This is a genomic window from Curtobacterium sp. MCBD17_028, assembly GCF_003234875.1.
Classification (GTDB): domain Bacteria; phylum Actinomycetota; class Actinomycetes; order Actinomycetales; family Microbacteriaceae; genus Curtobacterium.
Map to the genome: position 1 here is coordinate 38,650 of NZ_QKTQ01000014.1, position 26,758 is coordinate 65,407.

The window sequence follows — 26,758 nt, forward strand, 5'->3', positions numbered from 1 at the left end:
GTGACGGCGGGCGTCCCCGTGCCGCACGGGCCCGAGGACGACGGCGTCGCCCAGGTCGAGTCGGAGCTGTACGCCCGCATCGGGGAACAAGCCCCCGAGCGTCGGCTGGCGGCGACCCGGCGTGCCGTCGAGCTGCTCGGCGACCCGCAGCACGCGTTCCCGGTCATCCACATCACCGGCACGAACGGCAAGACGTCGACCGCCCGGATGATCGAGAGCATCGTGCGCGCGCACGGGCTCCGCACCGGACTCATGACGAGCCCGCACCTCGTGGCCATCCGGGAGCGCATCGTCATCGACGGCGAGCCCATCCGGCCCGAGTCGTTCGTCGAGAACTGGCGCGACATCCAGCCGTACCTGACCATGACCGACGACGAGCTCCGCGCCGCCGGACAGCAGCCGCTCACGTTCTTCGAGGCGCTCACGGTCCTCGCGATCGCGTGCTTCGCGGACGCGCCGGTCGACGTCGCCGTGATCGAGGTCGGCATGGGCGGCGAGTGGGACTCCACGAACGTGGTCGACGGCCAGGTGGCGGTGTTCACCCCGATCGCGATCGACCACGCCAAGCAGCTCGGCAACACCGTGGCCGAGATCGCCCGGACCAAGGCCGGGATCATCAAGCCCTCGGCGGCGGTCGTCAGCGCCCGGCAGACGCCGGAGGCCCTGGGGGAGCTCGAGCGCGCGGCGGCCCTGAGCGAGGCGACGCTCGCCGTCGAGGCGACCTCCGGCCCGAACGGCGGCTTCCGTGTGCTGTCGGACACCCCGGCCGTCGGCGGTCAGCTCGTCAGCGTCCAGGGCGTCGCCGGACGGTACGACGACCTGTTCGTGCCGCTCTTCGGTGCCCACCAGGCCGAGAACGCCGCGGTGGCGATCGCCGCCGTCGAGTCGTTCCTCGGTCGCGGATCGCAGCCCCTCGACGAGGACGTCCTCAGCGAGGGCCTCGCGGCAGCGACGTCGCCCGGCCGTCTCCAGCCGATCGCCCAGCAGCCGACCGTGGTCGTCGACGCCGCACACAACCCGCACGGCGCCCGGGCCCTGGCCGAGGCCCTGCCCGTCGCGTTCCCGTCCGACCACGTGGTCGGCGTGCTCGGCGTCCTCGCCGACAAGGACGCCCGCGGCATCGTTCGCGCGCTCAAGGACGTCGTGGCCACGTTCGTCGTCACGCAACCGCCCGGTCCCAGGGCCCTCGACGCCGACGCGTTCGCCGCGATCGTCGTCGACGAGGTCGGCCCGGATCGGGTGGTCGTCGAGCCCGACGTCGAGGCCGCCCTGGCCGAGGCACGGACCCTCGCCGAGGACGCCGACGCCGAGGCTGACCTCGCCGAGGGGGAGCCGGGCGCCATGGTCCTCGTCGCGGGCTCCATCGTGCTCATCGGTCGGGTCATGGACCTGGTCGACGGCGAAGGCGAGTCGGCATGACGGACGCTCCCCGGACCTCCCCGCCGGCCCGCGGCACACGGATGCGGCGTCCCCGCCCCCCGCGCGGCGCCCGCGAGAGCCTGCTGTCGATCGTCCTCGTGCTCGAGGCCGTCGTGTTCTTCTTCCCGATGCTCGTCGTGTTCGGCAAACACGAGCTCCCGCCGGCCGCGGCGTTCGGCGGCGGCCTCGGGTTCATGGTCGTGCTCGCTATCGCCTCCCGGCTGACCGGTCGCCCCGCCGGTGTAGGGTTCGGATGGCTGCTGCAGGCGGCCATCCTCGCCACCGGCTTCGTGGAACCGTTCATGTTCGTCGTGGGCGCCATGTTCCTGGCGTTCTGGATCTACTGCTTCGTCAAGGGTGGTCAGCTCGACCGGACGAATGCGGCCCGCGCGGCGGCCCTCGGCGAGGACCCCGGACCGGGCACCGACGCCGGCGCCTGACCGCCGTCGCCGCACACCGACCACATCCACCCCCGAACCCAGGGAGCAATGCGTGTCCGACCTCGAAGAGACCCTCGTCCTCGTCAAGCCCGACGGCGTCGCCCGACAGCTGACCGGGGAGATCCTCCGCCGCATCGAGGCGAAGGGCTACGAGATCGTCGACCTGAAGATGCTGACGGCGTCCCGTGACCTGCTCAGCGCCCACTACGAGGAGCACCAGGGCAAGCCGTTCTTCGAGCCGCTCGTCGAGTTCATGGAGTCCGGGCCGATCGTCGCCGTCCGCGTCGCGGGCAACGGCGTGATCGCCGGATTCCGCTCGCTCGCGGGCACCACCGATCCGACCTCGGCCGCGCCGGGCACGATCCGCGGCGACCTCGGGCGCGACTGGGGTCTCAAGGTGCAGCAGAACCTCGTGCACGGCAGCGACTCGCCCGAGTCCGCCGCGCGCGAGCTCGGTCTCTGGTTCGCCTGACCCGCTGTTCCGCGTCTTCCCGACAGGCCCGTCGTCGTCCGACAACGGGCCTGTCGCCGTCTCCGCACGCACACGATGCGCGGGCATCTGACGACGTCACCCCTGTCGTCCGACACCCGCGCCGTCGAGACGAGCACCCGCACCGGGCGTGACCGGGAGGCCCGACACCACCCCGGGGAGCGAGCGGACACCCGAGACGGAACGACGACGGGCCGCCCCCATCGGTACGGCCCGTCGTCGCACGGCTGACGGTCGCCGCGGGGCTGGCCCGTGGCGACCGTGGCATCAGCCCGCCGAGGGCGTGGCGGTCGGCGTCGCGGTCGAGCTGCCCGAGGAACCCACGGCCTGCTCGGCGACCTGCTCCACGAACGACGAGAACGCCGACGTGTCGGTCAACGACCCGGTGTACTGCTGCCCGTTGACGAGGACGAGCGGGGTGCCGGTGAGCTTCTTGACGTCGGAGTTCGGGATCTTGTCGTTGAGCGTCCGGTTCGTGACGTCGGCCACCCACCCCTTGAACGTGCCGTTGTGGATGCAGCTCGGGATGTTCTCGTTCGTCGCGCCAGCGGCCTTGACGAGGCTGACGATCTGGTCGTCGGTCAGACCCTTGGTCTGCTCGCTCGGTTGCTTCTTGTAGAAGCGCTGGTTCACGGCGAGGAACTTGTTCGGCTCGTAGTTCGCGACACAGGCGGCGGCGTTGGTGGCGCGGGTCGAGTACTTGGTGCCGAGGGAGCTCGCGTCGAGCAGCGCGAACGGATGGAGCTCGAGCGTGGCGTACCCGGCGGTGACCCACTGCTTGATCTGCGTCATGTTCGTCGTCTCGAACTGGTTGCAGTACGGGCACATGTAGTCCTCGTAGATCACGACGTTGATCGTGTCCTTGTGGGCTGCCGTCTTGGTGGCCGTCGGCTCCGCGCCGGCCTTCGTCGCACCCGTGGTGACCGCGGTGATCGACTTGCCGTTGCCGTGCAGGAGGATGCCGTCGCTCGCCATGTTCTTGGGGCCGGGGCCCGCGGGCTGGATCGAGTTCACGACGACGAGCACGACGATCGCGGCGACGGCCAGCACGGCGAGGCCGATGCCGCCCTGCAGGAACAGCCGGTTGCGGCGTCTGCGCTGTTGTTCTCGCTCGCGCATCGCCCGCGCGTGCTCGCGGGCTGCTTCGCGCCGTGCCTTCTTGGAGGAGTTGTCGCCTGCGGTGCTCATCGGCAACAACCGTAACGGGTGCTGGAGGGGGTCGAGCGCGGCTCGGCTGACAAACCTCCCAGAAGTGCGTGACGCGTCATCGACGCCGGTGCGCGGGGCGTCGACATCAGGCCGGCGTCGCGGTGCGGACCGGTCGTACGCGATCAGAAGAGGATGGCCCGCAGCGTCGGGAACATGATGAGGATCACGAGGACGATCACGACGTAGTTGACGAGCACGATGAGCCAGGAGAACGGGAGGACCGCCTGGCCGATCCGACGTCCGCGTTCGCCGAGGTTCCCCCGCGCCAGGTTCCAGCACGTGAACACCCAGAACATCGGGATCGTCATGGACCAGACGAGCATGCACCAGGGGCAGAGCGCACCGATCGACCACACCGTCTGCGTGAAGAGCCACGTCACGAACACCCACGCCAGGAACACCCCGGCGTTGAACGCCACCCAGAACCAGCGGGCCGCGACGACGCCGGCCAACAGCATCACCGCGACGGCGATCGGTGCCACGAACCCCGAGACGCCGAGGATCGGGTTCGGGAACCCGAACAGATGTGCCTGGTGGCTCGCCATGACGTTCGAGCAGCTGATGAAGGGGTTGACGTCGCATCCCAGTGCCTGCTTGGGGTGTTCCAGCAGTTGGTACTCGTCGACGACGAGCCGGAAGGCGCCGTACAACCCGCCCGCCCCGGTGACGAGGAGGAACACGGCCATGGCCACGGGTGGACGACGGAGGGCTTCGCGGGACGTCACGAGCGCCATCATCGCATGCACGTTCGGCGTTCCCATGGGCGGGCGTGCGATAATCGATGGGTCGACGGTCCCGTACCGTCGATGACGAAGAGCTTTCCGGGCCCGGTGCCCGGACAACGAAGCGCCGTGAGAGGGCGCGCGCGACCGTGGTGCTGCCCCGTACGGAGCGGCACCGGCCGCTTGGAGCGAGCGCGGGGGCGTAGTCGCCGCCCGCCGAGGATTCCCGCCGGTCACATGCTGACCAGGCCGGGCTGAGGAGTGCACCAGTCGATGGTGGAGCAGAACGACAACAACAACGAAGACGGTACGAAGCGCCGCGGGCGCCTGTTCGGCAGCCGCCGGGCACGGTCCCACGGACCGGACGACCACGTCGCCGACCGGGAGGCCCGGGCGACGCCCGTCACGCCGCCCGCGTCCGACGCGGAGGACCCCGGCGAGCTCTCGGCACCGGTGGCGTCGGTCGACGCCCCGGACGCCGCGCGCGTCGCCGTCGACGAGGGCGACTCGGTGACCTCCGCGGTCGACGAGGCCGCGCAGGTGACGACGGTGATCGACGAGGCCGCGCAGGTGACGACGGTGGTCGACGAGGCCGTGTCGGTGACGACGATGGTCGACGCGGTCGCGACGGCGACGGAGGCGGTGCCCCTCGGCCTCGCTGAGGACACGGCAGCCGACCTCGCCCCGGAGGCGACGGGGTCGGGTGTCACCGATCTGCCGGATGCGGAGCCCACCGGCGCCGGGCAGCCGGAGGCCGAGCCGTCGACGGCTGAGGAGTCCGCGGCCGAACCCGCACCGACGTACCCGGTCGCGACGAGCACGACGAGCCTCATCTTCCATGCGCCCGTGCTGCCGGACCTGCCCGAGCGGTTCCAGCCGGACGACGAGCCGGACCGCGACCGCGACCGCGACCGTGACCGCGACCGTGACCGCGACCTCGTCGAGTCGCCGAGCACCCGCCGTCGATCGCGTCGTCGCGGGGCCGCCGCGCAGGACGACCAGCAGGCCGACGACCCGGGCGTGCAGCAGCAGCGGCAGCCCAAGCAGAAGCGCGAGCCGGAGCTCATCACCGAGCCGCAGCGCATCAAGGGGTCGACCCGGCTCGAGGCGAAGAAGCAGCGTCGCCGTGACGGCCGTGACGCCGGTCGCCGCCGTCAGGTCATCACCGAGGACGAGTTCCTCGCCCGCCGCGAGAGCGTCGACCGCCAGATGATCGTCCGCTCGCAGGCGGACCGCATCGAGATCGGCGTGCTCGAGGACGGCGTCCTCGCGGAGCACTACGTCACGAAGAACCACAACGTCTCGCTCATCGGGAACGTCTACCTCGGCAAGGTGCAGAACGTGTTGCCGAGCATGGAGGCCGCGTTCGTGGACATCGGCCGCGGGCGGAACGCGGTGCTGTACTCGGGCGAGGTCGACTGGGACTCCGTCGAGACGGGCAACCAGCCCCGCCGCATCGAGCTCGCGCTCAAGCCCGGCGACAAGGTCCTCGTGCAGGTGACGAAGGACCCGGTCGGCCACAAGGGCGCCCGCCTGACGAGCCAGATCTCGCTCCCGGGGCGCTACCTGGTCTACGTGCCGAACGGCTCGATGAACGGGATCTCGCGCAAGCTGCCCGACACCGAGCGCGCGCGCCTCAAGAAGATCCTCAAGGAGGTCCTGCCGGAGCACGCGGGTGTCATCGTGCGCACCGCGGCCGAGGGAGCGACCGAGGAGCAGCTCACGCGCGACGTCACCCGGCTCACGAGCCAGTGGGAGGCGATCCAGAACAAGGTGCAGAACGGCCAGGCGCCGGTGCTGCTCCACAGCGAGCCCGACCTCCTCGTCAAGATCGTGCGCGACGTCTTCAACGAGGACTTCTCGAAGCTGATCATCGACGGTGATGCCGCCCGCGCCGTCATCGACGAGTACCTCTCGGCGGTGGCGCCGGACCTCAAGGACCGCGTCGAGCTCTACGAGGGCCCCGACTCGTTCGAGGAGCACCGGCTCAACGAGCAGATCGAGAAGGCCCTGGACCGCAAGGTCTGGCTGCCGTCCGGCGGCTCACTGGTGATCGACCGTACCGAGGCGATGACCGTGGTCGACGTCAACACGGGCAAGTTCGTCGGGTCCGGGGGCAACCTCGAGGAGACCGTCACGAAGAACAACCTCGAGGCGGCCGAGGAGATCGTGCGTCAGCTCCGACTGCGCGACATCGGCGGCATCATCGTGGTCGACTTCATCGACATGGTGCTCGAGTCCAACCGCGACCTCGTCCTCCGCCGTCTCGTCGAGTGCCTGAGCCGTGACCGGACGAAGCACCAGGTCGCCGAGGTCACCTCGCTCGGCCTCGTGCAGATGACCCGCAAGAAGATCGGCGTCGGCCTGCAGGAGTCGTTCGCCGAGGTGAACGCCAAGGTCAACGACAACACGAACGAGTCCTCGCCGAAGGGTGGCCGGAGCGGTCGCAAGGGCCGGGGCAACGGCGGTGGCCAGGGCAACGGCAACGGCAGCGGCAGCGGCAACGGCAACGGCCAGCAGTCGTCGCAGCAGGCGCACCAGATCACCGAGGACGTCAAGAACGCGCTCTCGCGGATCGCCGCATCGACCATTCCGCACGACGACGCCGCTGCGACGGCTGCGAGCGGCACCGCGCCGACGAGCGCGAGCCAGCTCGAGGAGGCTCTGGACAGCGCCAGCGGAGCCACACCGGGTGAGGCCGACGCCGGTACGGGGACGACGCGATCGCAGCGCCGCTCCCGTCGCGGGGACCGGAACGAGCGCGGCGATCGGAACGACCGTGCCGACCGGAACGAGCGTGCCGACCGGAACGAGCGTGCCGACCGTGAGGAGCGCACCGAGCGCACCGAGCACGCTCCGTCCGCCGACGCGACCGTGGAGCAGCCGACCGAGGTGACACGGCAGCAGCCCGCAGCGCCGCACGAACCGGCGACGCTCGAACCGGTGTCGACGACCCGTGAGCCGGCGTCGACGGGGTCTCGTCGGGTGAGCACGACGGCGACCGTGTCCCCGACCGAGTCCGTCGCGATCCTCGACATCCCGCTCTCCGCGGCGCCGGTCCGACAGCCCCGGCCGGTGAGCACCGAGGCGGCCGAGTCCCTCCTGGACTCCGTCCTCCAGGCGCTCCCCGAGCCGAAGCAGCCCGGCCAGGGGCGCAACCGGTCCCGCAGGGTGACGTCGGGGAGCATCAGCGCACCCGCGACGACCAGCGGCGCAACCGACGCCGGCGGTGCTGACGACGCGGGCGACCCCGACGGCGGGCCGGTCATCCTCGGGCGGTGACCGCAGCGCGGGACTGAGCCCGGGCCTCCCGGCAGACGGCCGACGCGGCCGACGACGAACGCGACCTCCCCCCGGCGGGGCGGGGTCGCGTTCGTCGTTCCGCGGTAGCGTTTCCTGACCGTCGACCGGTGCCGCGTGCCGCGGCCGCCCACCGCCACCGCAGAGGAGAGCCCGCGTGTCCGATCCGACCGACGACCACCAGCAGCCGGTCGGGGGAGCGCCCGGGTTCCCGAGAGACGGCCGTGCCGCGTCCCAGGGTGACCACCACCGGATGCCGGGCGCGGCCGGCCCCGCGCCGTCGTGGGCGTCCGTCCCGGGTCCGTCGGTTCCGGGTCCGTCGGTTCCGGGTCTGTCGGTTCCGGGTCTGTCGGTTCCGCGAGTGCCCGGCCCCGGCATCGAGCTCCCGGGCGCCGTCCCCGCATGGCGGAGGAGCAGCCCCACGAGTGTGTTCGCTCGGGAGCGCTCGGGAGCTGGCGTCGCCGCCGCGGCGCTCGCCATCGCGGTGGTCGCGGCGGTCCTGCTCGTGTCGTCCCTGTCCGAGTTCCTCGGCACCCTGTCCTACGCGGGTGCCATGGACTTCGGCGACGAGGGCTTCACCGGCACGCCGCTCGGGTACTTCCTCGTCACCTGGCTGCTCGACCCGCTGGCGTTCTACGTCGTCGCGTTCGTCGTCCTCGCGTTCCTGACCCCGGTGACGCGACGGAGTCCACTGCCGACGATCGTGCTCCGGGCGATCGTCGCCGGGGCGGCGGGGACCGTGGGCATCATGGTCGTCGGCGTGTTCGAGGGCTTCGTCCACGCGGTGAGCGAGCTCGACTGGACCTACCTGCTCACCGACATCCTGACGGACCCCCTGTCCCGCGGCGTCGAGTACACCGCGCTCACCATCACGGCCTGCACGCTCGTCTGGTTGTGGTCCGGACGTCCAGGGCGACGAGGCCGCACCGGCCGTCCGGGGATGCCGGGCATGGTCCCGCCGGCCGACGCCGTGCCGGTGGCCACGATCCCGCCGCAGGCGCCGGCCTGGCATGCGGCTGCTCCGCGACCGGGTGCGTCGCAGCCGGGAGGCGCGTGGCCGACGGGCGCAGCGCAGCCGGGGAGCGCGTGGCCGACGGGCGCAGCGCAGCCGGGGAGCGCGTGGCCGACAGGTGCGTCGCAGCCGGGAGGCGCGTGGCCGACGGGCGCAGCGCAGCCGGGAGGCGCGTGGACAGCCGATGCGTCCCGGTCGGGAACCCCGTGGCCGACGGGGACGTCGGCTCCCGAGGAGTGGCGTGCGACCGACGAGGTCGACCGGGACCGCTGAGGCGCCCTGGGCAGCGGGTCAGTGCCCGGAGCGCTTGTCGCGCTGCGGGACCCGGAGTCCGCTCGCGATGAGCCGGAGGACGAGTTCCCGGCCGGACACGGCGAGGGCCCCGAGCGCGACGAGTTCGTCGTGCCGGGCCGCGGGGACGTCGTAGTGGTCGTGGTCGAACGCGCGGCGGGGCAGGCCGGCGCGGGCCGCGAAGGCGTGGAGCTCGTCGTAGGACTCGTCGCTCACCAGGTGCGACCAGACCGTGTCGTGCGCGGGCCAGACGGGAGGGTCGATGAGCACGGTCACCCGGAGGAGCCTACGGCGTGGCGCGCGTTTGACCGGACCGGGAGCCATCGAGTACCCTTGGTTATTGGTGTCCGCGAGGCCTCATGCCCGCGTCGACCGCGTCGGCGACGGCACCGCAGACTTCCCTCCAGCAGAGTACGTAAGGAATTCCACGTGGTTTACGCAGTTGTGCGCGCCGGCGGCCGTCAGGAAAAGGTCGAGGTCGGCACCGTCCTGAACATCGACCGCATCAAGGGCGACGAGAACGGCACCATCCAGCTCGCGCCGGTGCTCCTCGTGGACGGCGACAAGGTCACCTCCGCGGCGAGTGACCTCGCCGGCGTGACGGTCACGGCCGAGGTCCTGAACGACCTCCGTGGCCCGAAGATCGTCATCCAGAAGTTCAAGAACAAGACCGGGTACAAGAAGCGTCAGGGCCACCGCTCGGAGCTCACCCGCGTCAAGATCACCAAGATCGCGTAAGGCGGAAGAACAATGGCACACAAGAAGGGTGCGAGCTCCACTCGCAACGGTCGTGACTCGAACGCGCAGCGCCTCGGCGTGAAGCGCTTCGGCGGACAGGTCGTCAACGCGGGCGAGATCATCCTCCGCCAGCGTGGCACCCACTTCCACCCGGGCGCCAACGTCGGCCGTGGCGGCGACGACACGCTCTTCGCGCTCACCGCGGGCGCCGTCGAGTTCGGCACCAAGGGCGGCCGCAAGGTCGTCAACATCGTCAACGCCTGATCGCACGACGACACACTCCACGAGAAGGGCGGGCCGAGTGCCCGCCCTTCTTCGCTTTCCCGCCGGGTGCGGCGCCCTCGGTCCGGCGCCCCTGGCACCAGCTCCGTGAGGACACCATGGCCACCTTCGTCGACCACGTCACCCTGCACCTGACCGCGGGCAACGGCGGCAACGGCTGCGTCTCGGTCCGCCGCGAGAAGTTCAAGCCCCTCGCCGGGCCCGACGGCGGCAACGGCGGGAACGGCGGGGACATCGTCCTCGTCAGCGACCCCCAGGTCACGACCCTGCTCGGGTACCACCGGTCGCCCCACCGCTCCAGCCGGAACGGACAGCCCGGCATGGGCGACATGCGCAGCGGCACGAGCGGCGAGGAGCTCGACCTCCCGGTGCCCGTCGGCACCGTCGTGTACGACGAGCGCGGCGAGCAGATCGCCGACATGGACCGCCCGGGGATGCGCGTCGTCGTCGCGCAGGGCGGCCAGGGTGGCCTCGGCAACGCCGCCCTCGCCACACCGAAGCGCAAGGCCCCCGGGTTCGCGCTCCTCGGCACGCTCGGCGAGACCGGGGACGTCCGGCTCGAACTCAAGACCGTGGCCGACGTCGCCCTGGTCGGGTTCCCGTCCGCGGGCAAGTCGAGCCTGATCGCCGCGATCTCCGCCGCCAAGCCGAAGATCGCCGACTACCCCTTCACGACGCTCACCCCGAACCTCGGCGTCGTCGAGTCGGGATCGGTCCGGTTCACCGTCGCCGACGTCCCCGGCCTCATCGAGGGGGCGTCCGAGGGTCGCGGACTCGGCCTCGAGTTCCTCCGGCACGTCGAGCGGTGCAGCGCCCTGCTGCACGTGATCGACTGCGCGACGCTCGACCCCGGCCGTGACCCGATCAGCGACCTCGACGTCATCCTCCGCGAACTCGAGCGGTACCCCGTGCCGGCCGGTCAGACACCGCTGCTCGAGCGTCCCCAGCTCGTCGCCCTCAACAAGATCGACGTCCCCGACGCCCGCGAGCTCGCCGAGTTCGTGCGGCCGGAGCTCGAGTCGCGGGGCTACCGCGTGTTCGAGATCTCGACCGCGTCGCACGCTGGACTCCGTGCGCTGACCTTCGCCCTCGCGGACATCGTCGAGCAGGCCCGGGTCACGCAGGCCACCCAGCCCGAGCCCGAGCGGATCGTGCTCCGTCCCCGGGCGGTCGACCAGACCGAGTACACCGTCCGCGCCGAGGGTGGCGAGGAGCACCGGTTCTACCGGATCCGCGGGGCGAAGCCCGAGCGCTGGGTGCAGCAGACGGACTTCGACAACGAGGAAGCCATCGGCTACCTGGCGGACCGACTCGCCAAGCTCGGCGTCGAGGACGACCTCTTCAAGGCCGGCGCGGTGGCCGGTTCGACCGTCGTGATCGGCGGGGACGGCGGCATGGTCTTCGACTGGGAGCCGACACTCACCTCGACCGCCGAGCTCATCACGAGCGCACGCGGCACGGACTCCCGCCTCGACCTCAACCCCCGCCCGACCCGCGGTCAGCGCCGTGCGGAGTACTTCGAGCGCATGGACGCCAAGGCCGAGGCGCGCGCCGAGCTCGAGCGCGAGCGCGTCGCCGGACTCTGGGCGGACGACGACGACACCGAGCCGGACGCCGACTGACCGACCACGCCCGCCCCGAGCACCCGGCAGGACCACGACCCGACACGACAGGAGTGCCGCAGCGATGACCGACAGCACGACCACGCGCGCGGAGCCGACCCCCGTCCGGACCCGTGCCGACGTCCCGACCGCGCGCCGGATCGTCGTCAAGGTCGGCTCGTCCTCGATCAGCGGGGAGAACGCCGGGCAGATCGAACCCCTCGTCGACGCCCTCGCCGCCGCGCACGGCCGGGGCACCGAGGTCGTGCTCGTGTCGTCGGGGGCGATCGCGACCGGGTTCCCGTACCTGGCGCTCGACGCCCGCCCCGACGACCTCGCGACGCAGCAGGCCGCCGCGGCCGTCGGGCAGAACGTCCTGGTGTACCGGTACCAGCGGAGCCTGCGCCGGTACGAGATCGTCGCCGGTCAGGTGCTCCTGACCGCCGGGGACCTGCAGAACCCCACGCACCGGGTCAACGCGCAGCGGGCGATGGACCGCCTGCTCGCGCTCCGGATCCTGCCGATCGTCAACGAGAACGACACCGTCGCCACGCACGAGATCCGGTTCGGGGACAACGACCGGTTGGCCGCCCTCGTCGCTCGGTTGCTCCGTGCCGACGTCCTCGTCCTCCTCTCGGACGTCGACGCGCTCTACACGAAGCCGCCGGAGCAGCCCGGCGCCGAGCGGATCGCGGAGGTCCCGTTCGGTGACGACCTCGCCGGCGTCACGTTCGGTTCGGTCGGCGCCGCGGGCGTGGGGACGGGTGGCGCGGGGACGAAGGTCGCGGCCGCCCGCCTCGCGGCCGAGGCCGGCACGAGCGTCCTCGTCACCGCGACCGCGCTCGTCGACCGCGCGCTCACGGGTGCCGCGATCGGGACCTGGTTCGCCGCCCGACCGCAGGCGTAGCGCGGGGCGGTGGCACCGGCTCCCGTCGGTCGCCCCGTCTACAATCCGGGTATGGCAACCACCGCCGTCCGCCCCACGCTCGTCGACAAGCTCGTCGCTGCGCGCGCGGCCTCATCCGCCCTCGTGACGGCGACCGCCGACGTCAAGAACGCCGCGCTCGGCGCGATCGCGGCGGCCGTGCGGTCGGCCACCGACGAGATCGTCGCGGCCAACGCCCACGACCTCGAAGCGGGGGAGCAGGGCGGGCTCGCGCCCGGCCTCCTGGACCGCCTGCGGCTGGACCCCGCGCGGATCGAGGCGCTGGCGTCCGCCGTCGAGCACGTCGCCACGCTCACCGACCCCGTCGGGCAGACCGTGCGCGGCTCGACCCTGCCGAACGGACTCCAGCTGACCGAGGTCCGCGTGCCGTTCGGGGTCGTCGGGGCGATCTACGAGGCACGGCCGAACGTCACCGTGGACATCGCCAGCCTCGCGCTCAAGAGCGGCAACGCGGTCGTGCTCCGCGGCGGCTCGGCGGCCGCCCGGACGAACGCCGTGCTCGTCGAGCGCATCCAGGACGCCGTGGCCACGGTGGGGCTGCCCGGCGCGCTCGTGCAGACCATCGACGAGTTCGGCCGCGACGGCGCGACGGAGCTCATGCGGGCGCGGGGGCTGGTCGACGTCCTCGTGCCTCGCGGCAGCGCCGGCCTCATCCAGACCGTCGTCACGGAGTCGCAGGTCCCGGTGATCGAGACCGGTGCGGGCGTCGTCCACGTGTTCCTGGACGCGTCGGCGCCCGAGGACTGGTCGGTCGACATCGTGCTCAACAGCAAGGTGCAGCGTCCGAGCGTCTGCAACGCCCTCGAGACGCTGCTCGTGCACCAGGACGCCGCACCGCGCCTCCTGCCCGTGGTGGCGGCGCGCCTCCTGGAGGCGGGGGTCACCCTGCGCGGTGACGACGCGACCCGCGCGCTCGTCCCGCAGGCGGTCCCCGTGACCGAGGAGGACTGGGGCACCGAATCGATGGCGCTCGACCTGTCCGTCCGGGTCGTGCCCGACCTCGACGCCGCGATCGCGCACATCGCCCGGTGGTCCACCCAGCACACGGAGTCGATCGTCACGAACGACCTCCGCAACGCGGACCGGTTCCTCGCCGAGGTCGATTCCGCAGTCGTCATGGTGAACGCCTCCACGCGGTTCACCGACGGCGGTGAGTTCGGGTTCGGGGCCGAGGTCGGGATCTCGACGCAGAAGCTGCACGCGCGAGGGCCGATGGGGCTGCCGGAGCTCACGAGCACGAAGTGGATCGTGCGCGGACACGGTCAGGTGCGCGGCTAGACTGGGGCGCGGCCACCGCCACACCCCATCGGAATGATCGGAGCGCCCATGATCCACCTGCTGCTCGCTGCCGGAGAACCCACCACGGCCGAGGTGCCGCGGTTCATCTTCCCGCTCGGTGCGGCCGCGGTGTTCACGTTCCTCGGGTTCGTGACCTGGAGCTTCCGCGACGTCGCCTACCGGCACAGCCACAAGTTCGACGCCACCCGGACCGACGAGACCGGCGTCGACGAGTTCGGCCACACGAAGATCTGACCCGCCGCCCGATGCTCGAGAGCACCGGTCGGCCGCGCATCGGTGTGATGGGCGGCACGTTCGACCCGATCCACCATGGTCACCTCGTGGCAGCGAGCGAGGTCGCGTCCTCGTTCGGCCTCGACGAGGTCGTGTTCGTCCCGACCGGCCAGCCGTACATGAAGTCCGACGTGTCGGACGCGGAGCACCGGTACCTCATGACGGTGATCGCCACCGCGTCGAACCCGATGTTCACGGTGAGCCGTGTCGACATCGACCGCCCCGGCCCCACGTACACGATCGACACCCTCCGTGACCTCCGCGACCAACGACCGGACGCCCAGTTCGTGTTCATCTCGGGCGCCGACGCCGTGGCCCAGATCCTCGACTGGAAGGACCACTCCGAGCTCTGGGACCTCGCCCACTTCGTTGCTGTGACTCGGCCGGGACATGACCTGACCGTCACCGGATTGCCGGAGCGGGACGTAAGCTTGCTCGAGGTACCGGCACTGGCGATCTCGTCGACCGACTGCCGAAGCCGCGTGGGCCGAGGACATCCCGTGTGGTACTTGGTCCCGGACGGCGTCGTCCAGTACATCACCAAGCACCATCTGTATCGGAGCGTCGCATGAGTTCGTCCGACTCGCAGCCGCCCCTCACGCGGCGTCAGGCCCGAGAGCGCGAGCGTGCCGCCGAGACCGGTGCTCAGCCCGTGACGCCGGAGGCCGCCGTGGCCGCCGGCGTTCCCGCATCCGTCGCGTCCGCGGCCGATGGCCCGCGCAGCGTCGCGGTGCCCTCGGCACCGCCCGCCGCCCCGACCGACCTGCCGCGCCGGCGTCCGGGTTCGCACGTCGCTCCCGCCGCGTCGGCACCAGCACAGGCCGCCGCGGTGCCGGTGCGGGGTGGTGTCGCCGATCAGGGCGCCGCGGAGCCCACGCAGCGCGCGGCCGTCCAACCGTCCCGCGCCGACGATGCCGCCCCGCCCGCATCGGCCACCGAGATCGTCCCCGGCACCGGCATGACGCGGCGTCAGCTCCGCGCCCTGCGTGAGGCCGAGCAGCACCGTGACCAGGCACCCGTCCCGCTCCGGACGCCGTCACCCCAGTCGTCCGACCGCACCGTGGCGGACGTCCTCGGCGACGTCGCCGCGCTCGAGGGCCAGCGCATCGCCGCGGAGCACGACGAGCCCGCGCCGGACGCCGCGGTCCTCCACCAGGCGACCGAGGCGGACGGTTCGCCCGACGCCATCGAGCCGCTCTCGGACGCCGTCGCCCACAGCGACGAGCCGCGGGTGCACCGGTCGACCTGGGCGCCGCCGGCACCGGAGCCGGACGCCCCGCTCCCCGAGGCCGAGCCGATCGTCGACATCGTCCCGGCCGGGGACGCCGATGCGGTGCATGACGACGAGGCTGCGGGTCGTGACGACACTGCGCGTGACGACCGCGCTGCGCGTGGTGCCGGTGACGTCCCGGATGCCCGTGACGCCGGGGCAGCGCGCCCGCGGTCCGCGTCCGGTGCCGCCGAGGGCATCGACGCGAGCACCGACGACGTGCTCGATCCGGCCCTCCCGGCGGCCTCGACGCCGAACGTGTTCCCCCTCGACCTCTCGGACGCGGCCGGATCGCCCACCGCGGCCGACGCTCGCACGGAAGAACGGCGTCCGGCGTCACCCGCTTCGGCGGGTCGGGCCCGTCCCGCTGCCGCGCGTGGGGGAGCGGCCCCGGAGCCGCCGGCCACGACCGGCACCATCGCGACGCCGACCGGCCACTGGTCCCGCCAGGCCGAGGCCGCGGACGAGCACCTGCACGATCCCCAGACCGGGCAGTCGCGGGCGACGCAGACGCAGACGAACGCGCTGATCCTGCCGAACTCGGCGCTCAGCGACGTCACGGGTGCCCTCAACGCCACGGGCGAGGTCATCATCACCGGGTCGATCGACCTGCCGAAGACCCTCGCCGCCACCGGAGCGCACACGCCACACATCGACGGCGTCGAGGTCGATCGGCTGCTCGAGCAGCACGACGCCGAGACCGCGACGAACGACGCGGTCCCCGTCCGGGCGAGCCGTGCGGTGTCGAGCCACACGTCGACCCGTGCGGTCGTGCTGGCCGCGGCGAAGCCGAAGCAGTCGAAGGTCCCGACCGCGTTGGCGTACTCCGCTGCAGGGGTCGGGGTGGCCGGGGTCATCGCCGTCGTCCTGGCGATGTTCTCGCTCGGCGTCTTCTGAGGCGACCCGCCGGCGTTCGTTCGCTCTCCGCGGTGGCCGGTTCGGGCCTCCAGGCTGGTCCGTGTCGTGGGTGTCGCTTATGATCGACGGCATCGACCCCTACCCGGCGTCGAACGACCGAAGGAATCCGTGACCGCTTCCCCCCGAGCCCTCGAACTCACCCAGATCGCTGCCGCCGCGGCGGACGACAAGCAGGCCGAGGACCTCGTCGCCCTCGACGTGACGGGTCCGCTCCCACTGACCGACGTGTTCCTCCTGGCGAGTGGCCGGAACGAGCGCAACGTCCTCGCCATCGCGGACGAGGTCGAGGACCGCATGCTCCAGGCCGGCGCCAAGCCGCTCCGGCGCGAGGGGCGGAGCGAGGGTCGATGGGTCCTCCTGGACTTCGGTGACGTCGTCGTGCACGTCTTCCACGACGAGGACCGGCAGTACTACTCGCTCGAGCGCCTGTGGTCCGACTGCCCGAGCATCCCGCTCGAGGTCCCCGTCACCCACTGACCGTGGTCCGGCGGCCCTCGCAGATGGTGTACGCTTGACTGGTTGCTTCCGCACGGGGGCAACCGACCTGGGTCTGTGGCGCAGCTGGTAGCGCACCTGCATGGCATGCAGGGGGTCAGGGGTTCGAGTCCCCTCAGATCCACCATCACGACGAAGGCCCCGCTCCGGCGGGGCCTTCGTCGTTGAGCGGGCCGTCGCTGGTCGAGATCTCGGCCGGCGGTTCGGCGGGACACCGATAGCCTGGTCGGCATGAGCGCATCGCCGCGCACCGCGGACACCTCCAGTCAGCCCCTGTCGGGGACCGAATGCTCGATCAGCGCGGGGCCGTACACGGCCACGATCGCGTCGATCGGGGCGACGCTCCGGAGCCTCCGGTACGACGGCCGTGACCTCGTCGTGCCGTTCGACGCGGACGAGGTCCGTCCGGTGTTCCGCGGCGCCGTGCTCGCGCCGTGGCCCAACCGCGTCGTGGACGGCCGGTACTCGTTCGCGGGGCAGGACCACCTGCTCGCCCTGTCCGAGCCGGAGCGTGGCCACGCGTTGCACGGCCTCGTCGCGTGGGCCGACTTCGCCGTGGCTGAACGGGCCGACGACCGGGTGGTCCTCACCACCACCATCCCCGCGCAGCTCGGGTACCCGTTCCGGGTCGAGGTCGCGGTCACCCACCAGGTCGACGAGCAGGGCCTGCACACGACGATCACGGGGACGAACACCGGCCCCGACGCGGCGCCCTGGGGGACCGGGCCGCACCCGTACCTCGTCGCAGGCCCCGGGCACGTCGACGACTGGACCCTGCACCTGCCGGCGCAGCAGGTGCTCGAGGTGACGCCGGACCGACTGGTCCCGACGGCGTTGTCCCCGGTGGCGGACGTCGACGACGGTGTGTTCGACCTCCGGGTGCCGGAGCGGATCGGCTCGCGGTTCATCGACCATGCCTTCACCGGGTTCGACCGTGACGGGGACGGCACGGCGACCGTGCGGGTGACCGCCGCCGACGGCTCTGGCGTGCGGATGACCTTCGGCCCGGAGTGCCCCTGGGTGCAGGTGCACACCGCGGACCACGTCGTGCCCGAGTACCACCGTGTCGGCCTGGCGGTCGAACCGATGACCTGCGCCCCGGATGCGTTCAACGCCGGAGCCGAGCGGGGCCTCCTGGTCGTCGAACCGGGGGAGTCGGCCACGGCCTCCTGGACGATCGCCGCGGTCTGACCGGGCGCGGAGGCGCCACGGCGACTCCGTTGGCGTGTCGTGGACGAGCGACGTACACTGCCGATTCGAACACGTGTTCGATGATCGGGAGGCGGTGGTCGCGGTGCCGGTGCGCGAGGCGCGAGTGGTGCGGGTGGGCACGACGGCGGCTGGCGTGCCCCGAGATCTCCTGTGGGACGGTGTCCGCTACCACGTGACCGACCGGCCGACCCGGTGGCGGGGCCGCCCGGACGAGTGGGACTTCGGACCGGGCGGCGGGGATGACGGTGCCCGGGATGCCCGGAACGACGGGCTTCCCGCGCTGTGGCGGTTCCAGGCCACGCCGCTCGACGCCGACGCGCCGAGCGTCGTCGTCGACGTCATCGGGACCGGTGGGGGCTGGGTGCTCCTCGGCGTCGTCCGGTAACGGGGCCGTGTCCACCGTCGTGCCGACGACGATCCGGCGTCCACAGCGGATGTCGGACCCGGTTGACATGATCGAACACATGTTCGAACATGGGGCGATGCAGACGGCGGCGGCTCTCCTCGGAGAGCGGGGCGATCGGACACCGGCACCCGGTGCCCATGGTGCACGCGCGGTCCGACAACCGGACCACGTGGCCGAGGCGCGGGCGGCGCTGGAGCGCATCACGAGCCTCCGCTCCCGGATCGCGGACATGGAGGACACGCGGGTCGACACCGGTGCGCTCCCGACGTCGCCTGCGCTCGCGCCGCTCCTACCGGGTGGCGCACTCCGGTCGGGGGCGGCCTACAGCGTGCACGAGTCGGTGCTGCTGGCGATGACCATGCTCCAGGCGGCGTCGGCGTCCGGCGCATGGTGCGCCGTGGTCGGTGTGCCGTCCTTCGGGGTCGAGGCCGCCGCGGCCGCCGGGATCGACCTGGAGCGGCTCGTGCTCGTGCCCGACCCGGGCGACCAGTGGCTGACGGTCACCGCGGCGCTGGCCGACGTCGCGACGATCGTGCTGACCCGACCGCTCGGGCGCGTCACCCCGGGCGACGTCGCTCGCCTCGGGGCACGGCTCCGGCAGCGGGGCGCCGCCCTCGTCGCGCTCGGCAGCTGGCCCGGTGCCGAGGCCTCGCTCCGGGTCACCGACTCCTCGTGGCAGGGCATCGGACGCGGGTTCGGGTACCTGTCGGAACGGCGGGCAACGGTCGTGGCGACCACTCGGGCCGGCGCTGGACGCCCACGCAGCGCCGAACTCCTGCTCCCCGCAGCGGACGGGACGGTCCAGCCGTCGGTGTCGACGACCGCGAGCGGTGATCCGACCGGTACCCGGTCCCCGGTGGTCGTCACGACGGCCGGCGGAGACCGGGGAGCGCGTCCCGTGGCGGTGGCGTCGTGACCGGTGGAACGGTGGCCCTCGGGGCGGGGAGTCCGCCCGTCGAGGCCCCGCCCACCCGCACGATGGTCCTGTGGTGCCCGGACTGGCCCGTCCTCGCCGCTGCGGTGGCGTCCGGGGCGGACCCCGAGCGGCCGATCGCCCTCGTGGCCAAGGGGCTCGTGTACGCCTGTTCCGCGGCCGCTCGTCACGAGGGCGTCCTCCGTGGGCTGCGCATCCGCGAGGCCCAGGCCCGGTGCACGACGCTCGTGGTCCAGCAGTACGACGAGGCCCTCGACCACCGGGCGTTCGAGCCCGTCATCCGTGCGGTCGAGGGTGCCGTGCCCGGCGTGCACGTCCTGCGCCCGGGAACGCTCGCGATCCGCTCCCGGGGGCCGGCCCGCTACTACGGCGGGGAGCACCCGGCAGCGCTGACGCTCGCGGGCATCGTGGCCGACCACGGGGCGCCGGGCGTGCGGGTCGGCATCGCGGACACCCCGTTCGCGGCGGAGCAGGCGGCACGTGCCCGGACACGCGATGTCGAGCGGGTCCGCATCGTCCCCGAAGGTGCGTCGGCGGACTTCCTGGCACCGCTGCCGTTGTCGGTCCTCGGTCGCGACGACCTCGCGATGGTGCTCGGGCGGCTCGGGATCACGACGCTCGGTGCGTTCGCGCAGCTCACGGACGAGCAGGTGCGGGACCGGTTCGGGCCGGAGGGTGCGTTCCTGCACCGGCTCGCCGGAGGCCGTGACCCACGTGCGGTCACCGCCCGCGACGTCCCACCGGACCTGACCGTCGACGCCGCGTTCGAACCCCCGCTCGACCGTGCCGACCAGGTGGCGTTCGCGTTCCGTCGGTCCGCCGACACCTTCGCCGAGCGGCTCCGTGCGGCGGAGCTCGTGGCCACGACGATCCGCATCGAGATCACCGACGACCGTGGCGTCTGCCTCGACCGCACCTGGGCCCATCCGCGGTGGTTCGACCCCGCCGACGTCGTCGACCGCGTGCGGTGGCAGCTGCAGGGCGGTACGGACCCCACCGGGCTCGAGGCCCCCGTCGCCCACGTCCGGCTCGAGGCCGAGGCGGTCGACGCGGTCACGAACCACGAGCGTGGACTCTGGGGTTCCGGGCCGGACGAGCGGGTGCACCACGGCCTCGCCCGGATCCAGGGCATGGTCGGACACGACGGGGTCGTCACGGCACGCATCGCCGGCGGTCGGACCCTGGCGGAGCGCACGCTGTTCGTGCCGTGGGGGGACACCCCGGCAGGGGGCGAGCGCGCGGTCGCGGTCGCCCGTGCACGCCCATGGCCCGGTCGGCTGCCCGGGCCCGCACCCGCGACGGTCCTCGACCGTCCTCGGCCCGTGGACGTCGTCGCCGCCGACGGCACCCCGGTCGACGTCGACGGGCGCAGCATCCTGACCGGTGAGCCGGACCGGTTCCGCGCCGAGGGGGACCGGGGCGGACGCTTCAGTGCGGTGACCGCATGGGCGGGGCCATGGCCGCTCGTGGTGCGCTGGTGGGAGGCCGGGGGTCGCCGCCTGCACCGGATGCAGCTCGTCGACGCCGAGGGGCGCGCATGGACCGTCGTCCTGGCGGACGGCCGGTGGTGGGCCGAGGCGGTGGCGACCTGATGGGGTACAACAACCCACCGATCCCGTGGTCGGAGTTCGAGCGTGCGCTGTCGGACAAGCGCAGTCCCGGGGCAGCGCCTCCCGGTGACGGCGGTGACAGCCCGGCGTGGTCGCGCAAACGCGTCCCGTACACACCGGTGCCGGCCTCGATCGTGGACGACGGCCTGACGGTGCCGTACGCGGAGCTGCACGCGCACTCGACCTTCAGCTTCCTCGACGGTGCGAGCCCACCGGAGCACCTGTTCGAGGAAGCCGCACGCCTGCACCTGCACGGCCTCGCACTCACCGACCACGACGGCCTCTACGGGGCGGCGCGGATGGCCGAGGTCGCCGAGACCCACCCCGACATCCGGACGGTGTACGGCGCGGAACTCTCCCTCGGCCTGTCCGAACCGCAGAACGGCGTCGCCGACCCCGAGGGCACACATCTGCTCGTCCTCGCACGCGGGCAAGCGGGCTACCACCGACTGGCCGCCGCCATGACGAGCGCACACCTGTCGCCCGGTGCGGAGAAGGGCCGGCCCCGGTACGACCTCGACGACCTCGCAGAGCGGGCCGGTGACGCCTGGCACGTGCTCACGGGGTGCCGCAAGGGGACCGTCCGCGCCGCCCTCGAGACCGGGGGTGAGGACGCCGCCGAGCGAGCAGTGCGGGACCTGCTCGACCGGTTCGGGCGCGAGCACGTCACCGTCGAGCTCATCGACCAGGGCGACCCGATGGACACGGCCCGCAACGACCTCCTGGCCGGACTGGCCGGGCGGTTCCGGTTGCCCGTCGTGGCCACCGGGAACGTGCACTACGCCACCCCGGACCGGTTCCGGGTCGCCACGGCGCTCGCGGCTGTCCGGGCACGCCGCAGCCTCGACGAACTCGACGGCTGGCTCCCCGCCGCCGACACGGCGCACCTGCGGTCCGGGGCCGAGATGAGCCGTCGGTTCGCCCGGTACCCCGGCGCCGTGGCGCGGAGTGTGGAGCTCGCCGACGACCTGTCGTTCCGGTTGCGGAGTGCCGCGCCGGGCCTCCCGGACCTCGACGTGCCCGACGGGCACACGCCCATGTCGTGGCTCCGCGACCTCGTCTGGCAGGGCGCCCGGCGGTTCTACCCGGGCTCGGCCGACGGGGTCGACCCGGTCAAGCGTGACCGCATCGAGCGTGAGCTGCACGTGATACAGGAGAAGGACTTCCCCGGGTACTTCTTGATCGTGCGGGATCTCGTGCAGTACGCGCGCAGTCGGGGGATCCTCTGCCAGGGCCGCGGGTCCGCCGCGAACTCGGCGGTCTGCTACCTGCTCGAGATCACGGCGGTCGACTCGATCCGGTACGGGCTGCCGTTCGAACGGTTCCTCTCGAGCATGCGCGACGAAGAGCCCGACATCGACGTCGACTTCGACTCCGACCGCCGCGAAGAAGTCATCCAGTACGTCTACGCCAAGTACGGCCGGTTCAACGCGGCGCAGGTCGCGAACGTGATCACCTACCGTCCGAAGGCCGCGGTGCGCGACATGGCGAAGGCGCTCGGGCACAGCCCGGGACAGCAGGACGCCTGGTCCAAGCAGGTGGAACGGTGGGGGTCGGTCACCGAGAGCACGGAGCACGACATCCCGGACGAGGTCGTCGGACTCGCGCGCGAGGTCCTCGGGTTCCCCCGGCACCTCGGCATCCACTCGGGCGGCATGGTGCTCACCGACCGACCCGTCGGCGAGGTCGTCCCCATCGAGCACGCCCGCATGGACGGCCGGACGGTCCTGCAGTGGGATAAGGACGACTGCGCCTTCATGGGGCTCGTCAAGTTCGACATGCTCGGCCTCGGCATGCTCGCGGCGCTGCAGTACGCGTTCGACCTCGCGGCCGACCACTGCGGTGAGCGCTGGGACATGCACGACATGCCGAAAGAGGAGCAGGGCGTCTACGACCAGCTGTGCCGGGCCGACACCGTCGGGGTGTTCCAGGTCGAGTCCCGGGCGCAGATGGGCACCCTGCCGCGGCTGTTACCGCGGCGGTTCTACGACCTCGTGATCGAGGTCGCGCTCGTGCGTCCCGGGCCGATCCAGGGCGGTGCCGTCCACCCCTACATCCGGCGGCGGACCGGGGAGGAGCCGATCACCTACCTGCATCCGGCACTCGAACCGGTGCTCGAGCGCACCCTCGGGGTGCCGCTGTTCCAGGAGCAGCTGATGCAGATGGCGATGACCGTGGGCGGGTGCTCGGGCGAGGACGCCGACCAGCTCCGCCGCGCCATGGGGTCGAAGCGGGGGCTGGTCCGGATCGAGGCGCTCCGCGACAAGCTCTACCGCGGCATGGCCTCGAACGGCATCGAGGGCGAGGACGCCGACGCCATCTACGCCAAGATCCAGGCGTTCGCGAACTTCGGCTTCGCGGAGAGCCACTCGATCAGCTTCGCGCTCATCGTCTACGCGAGTGCATGGATGCGGTTGCACTACCCGGGCGCGTTCCTGGCGGCACTGCTCCGGGCGCAGCCGATGGGGTTCTACTCGCCGCAGTCGCTCGTCGCGGACGCCCGACGCCACGGAGTGCAGGTGCGGCGCCCGGACATCCTGCGGTCGGGGGTCGACGCCACACTCGAGGTCCTCGATCCCGACGCACCGCTCGGCGACGACGGGCTGCCGCCACGGACCGGTTCGGACACCTGCCTGGCCCAGGAACAGGAGCCCGTCCGGCCGTTCGACCGGAGCGAACCGTTCGACACGGACGACCACCGACGCGACGGTGCCTTCGCGGTCCGTCTCGGCCTGGTCGAGGTCACGTCCCTCGGCCGACGTAGTGCGGAGCGGATCGTCGCGGAGCGCGAGGCGAACGGCCCGTTCCGGGACATGTCCGACCTGGCGCGGCGGGTGGGGCTGACCACGGCGCAGCTCGAGGCGCTCGCCGCGGCGGATGCGTTCGCGTCGTTCGACATCGACCGTCGCAGCGGCATGTGGTCGGCTGCGCAGGCCGCGGCGGAACGCCCGGACCAGCTCCCCGACACGCAGGTGGTCGTGCAGCCACCGCTGTTCGGGCAGCTCACCGACGGTGACGCCTTGATCGCGGACATCTGGTCGACGGGGCTGTCACCGGACGACCACCCGATCCGGCACGTGCGGCCGGATCTCGCCCGGCGGCGCGTGCTCAGCGTCGCGGAGCTCATGACGGCCGAGACCGGGCGGCGGATCGAGGTCGGCGGGGTCGTGACGCATCGACAGCGTCCCGCCACGGCATCCGGGATCACCTTCATGAACGTCGAGGACGAGACCGGCCTCGTGAACGTGATCTGCAGCGTCGGCGTGTGGACACGGTTCCGTCGGGTCGCCCGCGAGGCACCGGCGCTCGTCGTGCGGGGGATCCTCGAGCGGTCACCCGACGGTGTGGTGAACGTCGTCGCGGACCACATGGAACGGTTGCCGCTCGCGGTCCGGACGCGCTCCCGCGACTTCCACTGACCGGGCGGCGAGCAGGGGGAGGGGCGAGCCGGGCGGGGTCTCAGACCGCGGGGACCCGCACCGTCACCTCGAGCCCACCGGACCGGACGTTGCGGAGGCTCGCCGTGCCTCCTGCGCGCTCGGCGATGGCGCGGACGATCGCGAGTCCGAGGCCCGAGCCGCCGGGCGAGGGATGCACGGACCGTCGGGCGGCGTCGGGGCGGGTGAAGCGGTCGAACGCGACGGGGACGAACGCGTCCGGGACGCCTGGCCCGTCGTCGGTGACCTGGAGCACGCCCTGCCCTGCCTCCGCACGCCAGGTGACGACGATGCCGCCCCCGGGTTCGAGCGCGGCGACGGCGTTGCCCGCGATGTTCGTGACGAGCTGCGCCATGCCGCTCGTGTCGAGCCGGTAGCGCGGTTCGACGGTGCCGCCGCCGATGCCCGGCCCGGACCCCCCGACGGCGATCGGGGGTTCGAGCTCGAAGTCGACGGTGATGTCCTTGGCGCCCGCGATGAGCCGGACGCGGTCGACGGCGGACATGACCTCGTCGCCGAGGTCCGTCCAGCTCGTCGTGCGCGCCACCTCGTCGGCCTGGGCCTCGGTCTCCTCGACGCGGGACAGCGTGAGCAGGTCGTTCGCGAGCCGGGACAGCCGCGCGACGTTCTGCTTGGCGCGGTCGATGTGTCCCGCGAGCGCGTCGGCGTCGCCGGTGTCGAGCGACGCGAGGTCGAGCTGCGTCGTCAGGATCGCCAGCGGCGTCCGGAGTTCGTGGCTCGCGTCCGAGACCATCTGCCGTTCCCGTTCCGTGGCCTGCCGGGTCCGGGCGAGGAACGCGTTGAGCGTCGTCGCGAGCGAGGACAGCTCGTCCTGCGCGGGACCGACGGGGAGCTCGGCCCGGTCGGTTGTGCCCCGGAGCCGTTCGGCCTCGCGGCGCATCTGGGCGACGGGCCGGAGCGCCACGGTCGCCAGGATCCACGACGCGATCCCGAACGCCACGAGGATCACGAGCCCGAGCACGCCGAGCGTCTCGGTGAGGTCGTCCACGACGATGCGCTCGGACTGCGCGTTGCGGGCGGCGACGACCGTCCACCGGCCGGCGTCGTTCGTGACGTGCTCGACGACGACGCGGTACTCCGAGCGGTCGACGGTGATCGACGAGGTCCGGGCGCTCGCGGTGGACAGGGATCGGATCTCGTGTTCGAAGCTCCGTGGCATCGTCGTCAACTCGAGCTGCCCGGTCGGCGACACGACGGCGACCAGCTGACCGTTGCCGGGACTCCCGAGGTCGGGCGAGCTGTCGACCTCGAGCGCGGCGATGTAGGGGTCCGCGTCGGCGACGAGCAGGGTCGTGGTGGCGCTCGCGACGACGGAGATCACCTGGAGCCGGACGACGACGACGAGCAGGACGATGACGATGGCCGCGATCGCGGTGCTGCCGATGGTGATCCGTGCGCGGAGCGACAGCAGACGGAGCGGCCGGAACACGGCGGGGAGGACCGGTTCAGGCCCCGACGCTGTCGAGGCGGTACCCGCGACCGCGCACGGTCGTGATGGCGACCGACGCGTCGTGCGCGGAGAGCTTCTTGCGGAGGTACGAGATGTACTGCTCGACGACGTTCGGGTCGACGTGCTGGCTGCCGTCCCAGACCTCCTCGAGGATCTTGGGCCGGTCCACCACGCTCCCGGCGGAGCGGGCGAGCAGCCGGAGGAGCGCGAACTCGGTCGGGCTCATCGCCACGCGTTGGCCCTGCACGACGACGCGTCGTGCCTCGGAGTCGATGGCGACGTCGGCGACCTCGATGGTGCGAGGTGCACCAGCCGCCTCGCGCCGGCCGAGGGCCCGCAGGCGCGCGGTGAGCTCGGCGAACGCGAACGGCTTCGTGAGGTAGTCGTCGGCACCGGAGTCGAGGCCGTACACGCGGTCGTCGACGGCGTCCCGCGCGGTGACGAGGAGGATCCGCATCGGGTCCTCGCGCTCGCGGATGCGGCGGCTCAGCTCGAAGCCGGACATGCCGGGCATCATGACGTCGACCACGGCGAGGTCGTACGCCTGCTCGCCGAGCGCGATGAGCGCCTCCACGCCGTTCTCGACGGCGGTGACCCGGTAGCCCTCGGCCGCGAGTCCCCGTTCGAGGAGCGCGCGCATCTCGTCGTCGTCCTCCACCACCAGCAGCCGCATGTCCTGACCTCCTCGGGCCATGGTGGCACTCCGCGCTGCGGGGCGTGCGGCGTTCCCCGTGGTGTCGCTGAATCTCGTCACAGCGTCGATGCGGGCCGCCGCGCCGGTGGACGGCCGGGAGGCCCGATCCGCGTCCGCCACGTCCACTCCGCGCATCGTCGGGCGACCACTCCGCACATCCTCGGGCACACATCGCGCACGCAGCGTCCGCACGTTGCTACGCTGCGGCGACGACGTGCGCTCGGCGCCGTCGACGTGGCACCCCGGGGTGCGACGGGGGGAGCGGGAGACGGGGGCCGTGGTGACGGGG

The 26,758-nt window shown here is 72.3% G+C and carries 24 protein-coding genes and 1 tRNA gene; 20 read left to right on the top strand and 5 right to left on the bottom strand.

All coding sequences use genetic code 11. The annotated features are described in order from the left end of the window. Genes DEI86_RS13320 through ndk form a run of 3 tightly spaced genes read left to right on the top strand, consistent with a single transcriptional unit; the run spans position 1 to position 2,331 of the window. Positions 1 to 1,419 (top strand): bifunctional folylpolyglutamate synthase/dihydrofolate synthase, encoded by a 1,419-nt coding sequence (locus DEI86_RS13320; protein WP_375342177.1) that lies wholly within the window; start codon positions 1 to 3, stop codon positions 1,417 to 1,419. Continuing rightward, entirely contained in the window at positions 1,416 to 1,859 is a 444-nt protein-coding gene (locus DEI86_RS13325) for a DUF4233 domain-containing protein (RefSeq protein ID WP_111049840.1), read from the top strand. Before DEI86_RS13320 ends, DEI86_RS13325 begins: the two co-directional genes overlap by 4 nt. A 52-nt stretch (positions 1,860 to 1,911) precedes the next feature. Further along, the gene (ndk, locus tag DEI86_RS13330; RefSeq protein ID WP_111011044.1) at positions 1,912 to 2,331 is read left to right on the top strand and encodes a nucleoside-diphosphate kinase; all 420 of its coding nucleotides are present in this window, start codon (positions 1,912 to 1,914) and stop codon (positions 2,329 to 2,331) included. Positions 2,332 to 2,616: 285 nt separating this feature from the next. On the opposite strand, the gene DEI86_RS13335 is transcribed toward ndk, so the two are convergent. Both DEI86_RS13335 and DEI86_RS13340 read right to left on the bottom strand, forming a co-directional pair. Further along, entirely contained in the window at positions 2,617 to 3,537 is a 921-nt protein-coding gene (locus DEI86_RS13335; RefSeq protein WP_111026919.1) for a thioredoxin domain-containing protein, read from the bottom strand. Between the two features lie 143 nt (positions 3,538 to 3,680). Beyond that, positions 3,681 to 4,283: a vitamin K epoxide reductase family protein gene (locus DEI86_RS13340; RefSeq protein ID WP_258368710.1), complete on the bottom strand. Its 603-nt coding sequence runs from the start codon at positions 4,281 to 4,283 to the stop codon at positions 3,681 to 3,683. Positions 4,284 to 4,553: 270 nt separating this feature from the next. Between DEI86_RS13340 and DEI86_RS13345 the strand changes: the two genes are divergently transcribed. Continuing rightward, positions 4,554 to 7,562: an Rne/Rng family ribonuclease gene (locus DEI86_RS13345; protein ID WP_111049841.1), complete on the top strand. Its 3,009-nt coding sequence runs from the start codon at positions 4,554 to 4,556 to the stop codon at positions 7,560 to 7,562. Between the two features lie 379 nt (positions 7,563 to 7,941). Continuing rightward, positions 7,942 to 8,865 (top strand): hypothetical protein, encoded by a 924-nt coding sequence (locus DEI86_RS13350; protein ID WP_146244936.1) that lies wholly within the window; start codon positions 7,942 to 7,944, stop codon positions 8,863 to 8,865. An 18-nt stretch (positions 8,866 to 8,883) separates the two neighbouring features. Here the strand turns inward: DEI86_RS13350 and DEI86_RS13355 are convergent, their stop codons facing one another. After that, positions 8,884 to 9,159: a DUF4031 domain-containing protein gene (locus DEI86_RS13355; RefSeq protein ID WP_111011048.1), complete on the bottom strand. Its 276-nt coding sequence runs from the start codon at positions 9,157 to 9,159 to the stop codon at positions 8,884 to 8,886. Positions 9,160 to 9,312: 153 nt separating this feature from the next. Here DEI86_RS13355 and rplU point away from each other — a divergent pair, with 153 nt between their 5' ends. From rplU to DEI86_RS13430, 15 genes are all read left to right on the top strand, one after another. Further along, positions 9,313 to 9,621, top strand: coding sequence for a 50S ribosomal protein L21 (gene rplU, locus DEI86_RS13360; protein ID WP_111011049.1), 309 nt, complete (start codon positions 9,313 to 9,315; stop codon positions 9,619 to 9,621). A 12-nt stretch (positions 9,622 to 9,633) separates the two neighbouring features. Next, complete coding sequence (gene rpmA / locus DEI86_RS13365) at positions 9,634 to 9,885, top strand: 50S ribosomal protein L27 (protein WP_111011050.1); 252 nt, start codon at positions 9,634 to 9,636, stop codon at positions 9,883 to 9,885. 116 nt (positions 9,886 to 10,001) lie between these two features. Beyond that, the gene (obgE, locus tag DEI86_RS13370; protein ID WP_111013905.1) at positions 10,002 to 11,525 is read left to right on the top strand and encodes a GTPase ObgE; all 1,524 of its coding nucleotides are present in this window, start codon (positions 10,002 to 10,004) and stop codon (positions 11,523 to 11,525) included. Positions 11,526 to 11,589: 64 nt separating this feature from the next. Continuing rightward, positions 11,590 to 12,411, top strand: a complete 822-nt coding sequence (gene proB, locus DEI86_RS13375) for a glutamate 5-kinase (RefSeq protein ID WP_111049843.1) — start codon at positions 11,590 to 11,592, stop codon at positions 12,409 to 12,411. Positions 12,412 to 12,462: 51 nt separating this feature from the next. Continuing rightward, complete coding sequence (locus tag DEI86_RS13380) at positions 12,463 to 13,728, top strand: glutamate-5-semialdehyde dehydrogenase (protein ID WP_111049844.1); 1,266 nt, start codon at positions 12,463 to 12,465, stop codon at positions 13,726 to 13,728. Positions 13,729 to 13,776: 48 nt separating this feature from the next. Further along, positions 13,777 to 13,983: a hypothetical protein gene (locus DEI86_RS13385; RefSeq protein ID WP_111011054.1), complete on the top strand. Its 207-nt coding sequence runs from the start codon at positions 13,777 to 13,779 to the stop codon at positions 13,981 to 13,983. An 11-nt stretch (positions 13,984 to 13,994) separates the two neighbouring features. Continuing rightward, entirely contained in the window at positions 13,995 to 14,594 is a 600-nt protein-coding gene (nadD, locus tag DEI86_RS13390; protein ID WP_111011055.1) for a nicotinate-nucleotide adenylyltransferase, read from the top strand. Continuing rightward, positions 14,591 to 16,189 carry a hypothetical protein gene (locus tag DEI86_RS13395; RefSeq protein ID WP_111049845.1) on the top strand — a complete coding sequence of 533 codons (1,599 nt, stop codon included), beginning with the start codon at positions 14,591 to 14,593 and terminating at the stop codon, positions 16,187 to 16,189. The genes nadD and DEI86_RS13395 overlap by 4 nt, the downstream gene beginning before the upstream one ends. Before the next feature lie 129 nt (positions 16,190 to 16,318). Then, entirely contained in the window at positions 16,319 to 16,687 is a 369-nt protein-coding gene (rsfS, locus tag DEI86_RS13400; RefSeq protein ID WP_111011057.1) for a ribosome silencing factor, read from the top strand. A 69-nt stretch (positions 16,688 to 16,756) separates the two neighbouring features. Beyond that, a tRNA-Ala gene (locus DEI86_RS13405) sits at positions 16,757 to 16,832 on the top strand. 104 nt (positions 16,833 to 16,936) lie between these two features. Further along, complete coding sequence (locus tag DEI86_RS13410) at positions 16,937 to 17,896, top strand: aldose 1-epimerase family protein (protein WP_111013901.1); 960 nt, start codon at positions 16,937 to 16,939, stop codon at positions 17,894 to 17,896. A gap of 73 nt (positions 17,897 to 17,969) precedes the next feature. Next, positions 17,970 to 18,302, top strand: coding sequence for a hypothetical protein (locus DEI86_RS13415; protein ID WP_111011059.1), 333 nt, complete (start codon positions 17,970 to 17,972; stop codon positions 18,300 to 18,302). A gap of 190 nt (positions 18,303 to 18,492) precedes the next feature. Continuing rightward, on the top strand, positions 18,493 to 19,239 hold the full coding sequence (locus DEI86_RS13420; RefSeq protein WP_181439780.1) for a hypothetical protein: 747 nt from the start codon (positions 18,493 to 18,495) through the stop codon (positions 19,237 to 19,239). Beyond that, a complete protein-coding gene (locus DEI86_RS13425) occupies positions 19,236 to 20,849 on the top strand; it encodes a DNA polymerase Y family protein (RefSeq protein WP_309146564.1) in 1,614 nt (537 codons plus the stop codon). Before DEI86_RS13420 ends, DEI86_RS13425 begins: the two co-directional genes overlap by 4 nt. Further along, a complete protein-coding gene (locus DEI86_RS13430; protein ID WP_111049852.1) occupies positions 20,849 to 24,286 on the top strand; it encodes an error-prone DNA polymerase in 3,438 nt (1,145 codons plus the stop codon). The genes DEI86_RS13425 and DEI86_RS13430 overlap by 1 nt, the downstream gene beginning before the upstream one ends. Before the next feature lie 40 nt (positions 24,287 to 24,326). Here the strand turns inward: DEI86_RS13430 and DEI86_RS13435 are convergent, their stop codons facing one another. Then, the gene (locus DEI86_RS13435; protein WP_111011060.1) at positions 24,327 to 25,754 is read right to left on the bottom strand and encodes a cell wall metabolism sensor histidine kinase WalK; all 1,428 of its coding nucleotides are present in this window, start codon (positions 25,752 to 25,754) and stop codon (positions 24,327 to 24,329) included. Positions 25,755 to 25,770: 16 nt separating this feature from the next. Further along, positions 25,771 to 26,448: a response regulator transcription factor gene (locus DEI86_RS13440; protein WP_111013936.1), complete on the bottom strand. Its 678-nt coding sequence runs from the start codon at positions 26,446 to 26,448 to the stop codon at positions 25,771 to 25,773. Between the last annotated feature and the right edge of the window lie 310 nt (positions 26,449 to 26,758).